Raw genomic sequence first — 1,096 nt, forward strand, 5'->3', positions numbered from 1 at the left:
CGGGTAGGCGAAGCGCTCGACGAGGTCGGCCTCGTCCTGGCCGGCGAGGCCGTCGAGCAGCTGCTCGGCGAGCTCCTCGATCCGGGTGCGCATCGACTCCACGCGGCGTGCGGTGAACTCCCGGGCGACGAGCCCCCGCAGGCGGGTGTGGGCCGGCGGGTCGTTGCTGCCCATGTTGTTGGCGAAGTAGGGCCGGACGTCCTCGGGTATGCCGTGGTAGGTCGGCAGTTCCGCCTCGGGCGGCTGCTTCTTCTGGTCGTTGCTCAGCCGCAGGTCGCCCAGGGCGGCCTTGGCCTCGGCGTGACGGGTGATCAGGTATGCTTCCCGGCCGACGAAGCTGACCTTGCTCACCGGTCCCTGCTCGCGCAGCGCGGCGTAGGTCTCGTACTGGTCGATATGGAAGAGGTCGCTGTCCAGACTGGGGACGGCGGTCGAGGTGTCGGTCGACACGGGGGCCCTTTCCTAGGAGGTGTGTCCGGCGCCCGGTCAGGCGGTCACGGTGGTGAGCGTCGGCATGGGGAAGACGAGCGCGCCGCCGCTCTTCAGGTACGCCTGCTCGCGCTCGACGAAGCCGGCACGGTGGATCCAGGGCAGCACGAGGAGCTGGTCGGGGCGCCGGGACCTGGCCTCCTCCTCGGAGACGATGGGGATCTTGCTGCCGGGGGTGAAGCGGCCGGCCTTCTCCTCGCTGACCTCGCCGATGCAGGGCAGGTCCTGGGGGCCGATGCCGCAGTACTGCAGGGTCACGTTGCCCTTGGTCGACGCGCCATACCCGAAGGTGACCAGACCGGCCGCGCGGGAGTCGTCGAGGAACCCCCGCAGATCGGCGCGCTGCTGGTGCACCCTGCGGGCGAAAGCCTCGTAGGGGGCCATGGTGTCGAGGCCCGCGGCGGCCTCGCGTGCGCGCAGCGCGTCCAGGGAGCCCTCGTCGCGCGGGTGGCGGCCGGGGTTCTTGGCGAGAGTGACGTAGAGGCTGCCGCCGTAGACGTCGGTGACCTCGGCCTTCAGGATGGTGAAGCCCACCTTCCGGGCCATCCACTCGATCTGCTGGAAGCCGTAGTACTCCAGGTGCTCGTGGCACACGACGTCGTAGGCG

At 70.3% G+C, this 1,096-nt stretch carries 1 protein-coding gene and 1 pseudogene; both read right to left on the reverse strand.

Annotation, left to right across the window (positions count from 1 at the left end):
• Positions 1–450, reverse strand: a pseudogene (locus ACFW2E_RS47585) (cytochrome P450); the annotation flags it as partial.
• A 36-nt stretch (positions 451–486) separates the two neighbouring features.
• The coding region (locus ACFW2E_RS47590; RefSeq protein ID WP_384478585.1) for a methyltransferase C-terminal domain-containing protein at positions 487–1,096 on the reverse strand (610 nt) is incomplete at its 5' end.

The organism is Streptomyces sp. NPDC058964 (genome assembly GCF_042741275.1).
Lineage (GTDB): Bacteria > Actinomycetota > Actinomycetes > Streptomycetales > Streptomycetaceae > Streptomyces.